This window comes from Bacillus cereus group sp. BfR-BA-01356 (assembly GCF_022663635.1).
Taxonomy (GTDB): Bacteria; Bacillota; Bacilli; order Bacillales; family Bacillaceae_G; genus Bacillus_A; species Bacillus_A cereus.
In genome coordinates this window covers 1-6,224 of sequence record NZ_JAKUFX010000205.1, presented here as the reverse complement: position 1 = coordinate 6,224, position 6,224 = coordinate 1, and the positions used below count along the sequence as shown (strand labels likewise).

Here is a 6,224-nt window from a genome sequence, read left to right as displayed (position 1 = left end):
TTTATTTGATATGCCCGCTTTTATAAAATCTACAAAAGATAATAAAAAACTATATGGAAAGACCGCATTTTGTTTAAAAATATACCTTAAGTTGATGGATGTGTGGTGCTATCCCATTACTATTAAACTAAAAATTTAAGTGTAATATCATTTAAGGTAATACTTAAGATACAAATAAAATATCTTTTCCATGTCGCACTGTTTTATTGAAGTCTATCCCGAGTTATAGCTAGTTCAATGCGACTGTAAATTCGGAGTTCGGTGCGCCAGCAAATACAACTGTTCCGTTCTCTGGTAGTTTCACTTTGTTATTATTACTAACAACGCTAAAATTGACGCATACTCCATTCCCATCATACACCGCGAATGAACTTCCTGATGGCAACTCCACATTCATCGTTTTCCCTGCTACCTCTTGCGGAATCGTAAACCATTTCGCATGCCCATTTTTTTGCAGTGTAACTTTCGATAATTGACCTGCATCAAGGGATTTTACGTTAGATTCACTGACGTATAAAAAGCTGGCCATCTCCATATATTCAGTACCATTCTCTGTATAGAAATGAGCTTCCTTCGTATCCCTCCCATTCATCACAGGAATCTGAATTTGATGCGTCGCCGTATTCGGACCTGTAATTTTTTTGCCGTCCCAATAGCCATCCTTGATCGTAATTTGTGTGTTAAGAGGTATTTGTTGTCCTAGATAATTTATAGAATTAAATTTTTCGTTAACAAGGTAGAACTTGCCGCCCTCGCGCTTCGCCCATGCAGCAGCTGTTTTCTTCGGTAACACATTGTTTTCTAATTTCTGAGCTAAATAGTGAGTCAGCACATTTTGTCCCAATCCCGGTGATAATTCATATGTGCTCTCTCTTAAATAAACTTTTCCATTCTTCTCAGTGACGAAGTTAAGCTTGGAAGTACCCTTTTCATTTATAAAGCTTCCATCCGCCGTATATACATATTTTTCTTCCGGTTTAGTTGGTAAAAACAGTTCTCCCTTCTTCGTAATCTCTATTTTGAAATGGCTTTGGATATTTCCATACAATCCTGCTTTTTTTACCACATCTTGAGGCACTTTAGCCTTGACTGGCTTGCCGAAGGATTTATCTGGTTTTATATCCTTAATTGCCCCTTTCTCTTTAAGCCTAGCTAGCAGTAATTTATTTGCCAATAGTTGATTTGTCATGCTGCTCCCACCGGAGGACAATACAGCTGCTGCCATCTTCTGTTCTGGAAGCACGACCAATGTAGCATGTTGCAGCATCGTATCCCCACCCTTAGTCAACGCTTTTATCCCATATTCACTGAATGGGTATAGTTTCACACTATCCCAGCCAAGACCATAGTTGAACATATTTCCGCTATCTCCTGGCCACATTCCTTTTTTATATTCTTCTTGTTCCATCGCCTTGATTGCTTTATTAGAGAGAATTTCTTTTCCCTGTCCCATAAATATTTGTGAGAATCGCACCACATCTTCTGCAGTAGAGGAGATTCCTCCCGTACCAATCACATTTACCATTTCACTTGGAAGCTGTCCCTGGTATGTCGGAGAATACTGTCCAGCCCGCTTTTCGTCTTCCCATTTGTCTTGCGATGTTATCGTTTGATTCAGTTTTAATGGCTCTGTAAACTTTTGATGTAGAAATTCAGTAAAACTCATACCGCTGACTCTTTCTACCAAGATCTCAGCCAGCGTAAAACCGTCATTACAGTATACTGAAAACGCGCCAGGGTCTGCCTTCAAGTTTTGGTTGGACAATTGTTGCAACAAGATATCATGGGCATAAGCATCATTATCTTTAAATAAAAATGCATTATTGAACGTCGAACCTTGCAAACCTGAGGAGTGATTCAACAGCATACGCGGTGTAATGCTTTTATATCGTTTATCTTTCATTTTGAACTCAGGAATATAGCCAGTAACAGGAGCATCCAAATCAACTTTTCCTTCGTCTACTAGTTTCATAACAGCCGCTGCTGTATATACTTTACTGGTTGAACCAATTCCGTATAGAGTATCTTTAGTTAATGGTTCTTTCCCTTCTATGTCGTTCTTGCCTGTCTGCCCCGACAAAATAAGTTTACCATTATCAATCAGCGCATACTGCACGCTAGTCGTCTCATAGGACTTCGTGAGTAGTTCAGCGTTCTCTGCAGCAATCTTCTCCAAATCTTTACTAGCAACTTCTTGGCTAGATACAACCGGAGCCTTACTGCTAGAAGACGCTATCGCTCCTGTTGGCAAGCTCATCGTTAGGGCCAAAGTAGCGGCTAACACCCCAGATAATTTATTTTCCATAAAAAAATGCCTCCTTAGATAAATGATTAATTTCATCTTTTATTTGTTCAATTACAAACATCACATAAACTACTATTCTGGCTTTATCCCTACTGTTGTAACAAACGGTAAAACCTCTCTTTTTCACATGTATGTTAGTACCATAAATGATTTTTTATTTAGAATGCGCTTGTTACTAGTTTGGTTTTCGTATAAATAAACCCTATTTATCCTCCCTCTTTTGTGCTTCTCTATATTTGTATCCTACATAATAAAAATTTCTTTTTTCTTATGCATTTCTTACAATTTCCTTACGTTCAAATCACTTCTATAATTAGGTAAATTTCATTTTAAAATCTCCAGGATAATCAATGCTTATATAATCCCACAATTTCATAGAAGATGGATTCATACCCCTGCGCCAAATCATCATACACATCTCTGCTATTTCCTTGGATGCCCCCTCAACCTTTACAACAGTTCCAACTGGCATCAACACTTCTTCACGTTCTTATAAATAGTAATAACTAATCAACTCCTTACCTGAAAATAAATGAATATAGAAAAAGAGAGATAAGGTTAAAATACCTTTATCTCTCCTTTTCTTTCACAAATTTTGCAAAGATTTTTTTTGTAAGAGCCCCCTCACCATCAATTTAAGAATTAAAAAAGAGGGGATTATCCCCCTCCTTTTTACGCTTGCTCCGACTGTCGGAATTATTTAATATAACCACGATTCAACTTAGTTAACTTTTCATTGATGTTAAAAATTCTTACTCTAATATCTTTAACACCAGCTGCTTCAAGTCTGCTCTTGTGCATTTCCGCATATTTTTCAGCATCTTGTTTTTCTTCAAATACATAAATGCCTCCAGCTTCTTTTGTTTCTTCATTCTCAGTCCATATTTTCCAGTGGAATCCTTCTTCTTCGTTAATACTATTTGCTAAATCCCAAAATGCTTTTTCCATTTCTTCACCAAAAGGACCTTCAAACGGAAAATCAACTTGTAATAAATATGCCATCTTCACTCACTCCTATTTTAATATAAAATTCATCGAGAATTCCTTTGTATAAAAATTCTTCCCATTCTTTTACTGATCATGATTCGAATGAAAGTAATGTCTAAATTCGTATTGCTATTATTATTCAAGCACTAATTGGAGAATCCCCCTATTTGTAACATAATCACAAAACGATAGTAACTTGAACGCATAAAGTGAAAGTTTAATAGTTTTCGGTTATGTTTAAAAAATATGATACAAACTTACCCCTAAACTAAGGACAAACAAAACAAGCGCAGGTATCGCTTTCTTAAAAGGATCCCTCGCTAATACAATTAGCGTTAATGCAGCTGCAAGCATCGTACCACCTAATAACAATCCTGCCCATAAAGCTACTACTGGAATCCAGATTCCTATCAACATTCCAATCGCTCCTACAATCTCAAAAGCTCCAGTTAAGAAATTAAAGAGCGAAGGTAAACCAAATCGTTTGAATTCATCTGCCATTTTCCCGGATATAATTTTCGTTCCTGTCATTAAAAAGAACAGAAACAACACTACTTTTACAATATTGATGAAAATTAAAATAGTAATCACACCTTTCTTATTATTTGATAAAAACTCAGTATTGTTCAGGTAGTAGTCACTACCTTTATCCTATTTCCTGAGATTACCTGTATGGAAGTCGCTTCAATTTACATTACCCTTTTTCATATTAAAGGGCTAGAAATTACATGCTATAGCACATATAATACAAAAATTTGACTGGTACTAGGCAAAAAAGTGAACCTGAATCAGATATCATACAAAATAAAGCTATCTTCCCATTCCTCTAAACAAACAAAAAATTATGTGCTATAGCATATATAATACCTAAAACAAAGTTTGTTCCTTATGAATAGCATAGCATCAATAAGGAACAAATATTAATAGTGTGTATCATACAATTTGTTTAATAACGATTGTAATACTTTAATTTCTTCCTCGCTCAAATTACTCGTAACGAAATGGTGAGCGTCTTTCACTACAGGCAAGATTGTTTTCTTTAACTCGTCACCTTTTTGAGTTAAAAAAAGGTTATGTGAACGCCTATCTTGGTCATTCAAAGCCTTCTTTACAATCCCTTTTCTCTCCATTGACTGTATCATTCTAACAACAGTAGTTTGATCTTTATCAATAGCTTCCGCCAACTCTTTTTGAGTAGTGCTCCTTTGGCTACAAAGAACACTAATAATCCCCCACTGCTCTGGCGTAACTCCATACGGCTTTAATTTCTTCGTAAAATAATTGGTCATTTTCACATCAGTACGATGAACAAGATAGCCTATTAAATCATGTAAGTTCATATATCACCTCTATAAATTAAGATATAAAAGGATATAGCATACCAGTCAATCATTCACAATGAATGTATTTGTTTCACCATATATATGCTATGGCACATATAATAAAGTAGATTATTTTAATTGTCAAATGATTTACCTATTATTTTTCGAAAACAAAATCGCCCCCTTAGATTATAGAAGGAATGACTAATTTGACGTATTTCTCTGGCGATTTCTCCCCTGTCGTTTTATGATATGCTAATAACATTTGATAAAATATGGTATCTACAAATAGTCAAATACCTTTAAAGATACCTCGTCCAGTTCTTGCTGTTGCAAGATAAACAGCATATAATCAGTTAACCACCCTCATGAGCAACAAAAACATAAAAAAGACATTCCAAATACGGAATGCCTTCTTTCATTTTATAACCCCCTCCACTTAAATCTATTTTACAACTATAACATTCAACACGCTGAAATCTTCTATTTAACGTAATCAATCAATTAACTAAAAAAAATTGTTAATTGCACAATGCTCTTCTCACTTTTCTTGCGAAATTTAGTGGATCATCAACGTCTTCGATATTAACGTAAATCAAATTTGGATCATCACATAACCACTCATTGTGTATAGACGAAACGATTATTCCTTGTTTAATAATTGTCGCCACAAATTCAGTGACTTCTTTTTGTAAGAGTGCTACTCGGCCTAGGCATAATGCCCGTCCAGTTTTATTGTCTCGTGATTCGAATGAAAAAGAAGTGGTTACTCTAAAACGTTTTCCCAAGATTGTTGCTCGTATTTCATCCCTGTTTATTGTTGCCACGCATTTCCCACCGGCGAATCCTTCTTGTCCACCGATAATTCTTGCAAACTGTTGACAAATTGATTCCTCATTAACTGCCATACCTTTAATCATCCCCCCTTTTACTGTTAGGTTATGAATGAATACATAGGTCTGAAACGGTAATGAATCTAATGTATTATAAAAAAATGATGACAATCTACCGAAAGCTATTAACTCAATTATTCTTGATCGTATGAATTGTTATCCGAGTTTAAATGGTGCGGAATTTTCATTTTATGTTTAATGGGCATCGGAGACTGAAAGCAAAACTCAGCTATTATATGGTAAGACATTTTTAAAAAGCATAAAAAAGACACCCTAAGGTGCTATCCTCCGACTTGAGAATCGTATCTATGTATGGAGAAATTTAGAAAAGACAAATACAAAAGAGAAGATTCTAACTATAATTTATAGAACTCTTATGCCATGAATTACTTACATATTTCCTTATTTACCAGAAGAAGAATCTCAGTTACATTATTTTCTGAACAGTCTCGTTAAAGCCATCCCAAGAAATCCAATGCCCATTCCTATTAGCCATCCAGTTTGGGCATTACCTAACATAGATCCCACTCCTCCACCAAGAAACATACAGCCAACGAATACTAATCCTCCAATTCCCCAATTCGGCCGTTCCATAATTCAATCACATCCTCGTATGATTAAGTTAGGTTTTTTAGGGACGGGATGTACCTATAAACCCAAGAGTATCTATTTTTATGAGATACTTAAATTTGTAGATAGAGTGTTGCCGACCACCTC

At 35.6% G+C, this 6,224-nt stretch carries 7 protein-coding genes; all 7 read right to left on the bottom strand.

Annotated elements, in window-relative coordinates; all coding sequences use genetic code 11:
* Window positions 1-229: 229 nt before the first annotated feature.
* The gene (locus MR168_RS31865) at window positions 230-2,305 is read right to left on the bottom strand and encodes a serine hydrolase domain-containing protein (RefSeq protein WP_016122821.1); all 2,076 of its coding nucleotides are present in this window, start codon (window positions 2,303-2,305) and stop codon (window positions 230-232) included.
* Window positions 2,306-2,618: 313 nt separating this feature from the next.
* On the bottom strand, window positions 2,619-2,777 hold the full coding sequence (locus MR168_RS31860; protein WP_160310375.1) for a DUF4176 domain-containing protein: 159 nt from the start codon (window positions 2,775-2,777) through the stop codon (window positions 2,619-2,621).
* Window positions 2,778-3,001: 224 nt separating this feature from the next.
* Complete coding sequence (locus MR168_RS31855; protein WP_000323752.1) at window positions 3,002-3,307, bottom strand: monooxygenase; 306 nt, start codon at window positions 3,305-3,307, stop codon at window positions 3,002-3,004.
* A gap of 222 nt (window positions 3,308-3,529) precedes the next feature.
* On the bottom strand, window positions 3,530-3,880 hold the full coding sequence (locus MR168_RS31850) for a DoxX family protein (RefSeq protein ID WP_086412471.1): 351 nt from the start codon (window positions 3,878-3,880) through the stop codon (window positions 3,530-3,532).
* A 332-nt stretch (window positions 3,881-4,212) separates the two neighbouring features.
* A complete protein-coding gene (locus tag MR168_RS31845; protein WP_006922752.1) occupies window positions 4,213-4,632 on the bottom strand; it encodes a MarR family winged helix-turn-helix transcriptional regulator in 420 nt (139 codons plus the stop codon).
* A gap of 503 nt (window positions 4,633-5,135) precedes the next feature.
* On the bottom strand, window positions 5,136-5,522 hold the full coding sequence (locus tag MR168_RS31840) for a DUF1259 domain-containing protein (RefSeq protein ID WP_002204749.1): 387 nt from the start codon (window positions 5,520-5,522) through the stop codon (window positions 5,136-5,138).
* A gap of 417 nt (window positions 5,523-5,939) precedes the next feature.
* Complete coding sequence (locus tag MR168_RS31835) at window positions 5,940-6,101, bottom strand: hypothetical protein (RefSeq protein ID WP_000441009.1); 162 nt, start codon at window positions 6,099-6,101, stop codon at window positions 5,940-5,942.
* Window positions 6,102-6,224 lie beyond the last annotated feature (123 nt).

What these genes read in the sequence shown, in the direction of transcription:
- MR168_RS31865 (WP_016122821.1), bottom strand. Translation starts at nt 2,305, where the DNA reads ATGGAAAATAAATTATCTGGGGTGTTAGCCGCTACTTTGGCCCTAACG.
- MR168_RS31860 (WP_160310375.1), bottom strand. Translation starts at nt 2,777, where the DNA reads ATGCCAGTTGGAACTGTTGTAAAGGTTGAGGGGGCATCCAAGGAAATA.
- MR168_RS31855 (WP_000323752.1), bottom strand. Translation starts at nt 3,307, where the DNA reads ATGGCATATTTATTACAAGTTGATTTTCCGTTTGAAGGTCCTTTTGGT.
- MR168_RS31845 (WP_006922752.1), bottom strand. Translation starts at nt 4,632, where the DNA reads ATGAACTTACATGATTTAATAGGCTATCTTGTTCATCGTACTGATGTG.
- MR168_RS31840 (WP_002204749.1), bottom strand. Translation starts at nt 5,522, where the DNA reads ATGGCAGTTAATGAGGAATCAATTTGTCAACAGTTTGCAAGAATTATC.
- MR168_RS31835 (WP_000441009.1), bottom strand. Translation starts at nt 6,101, where the DNA reads ATGGAACGGCCGAATTGGGGAATTGGAGGATTAGTATTCGTTGGCTGT.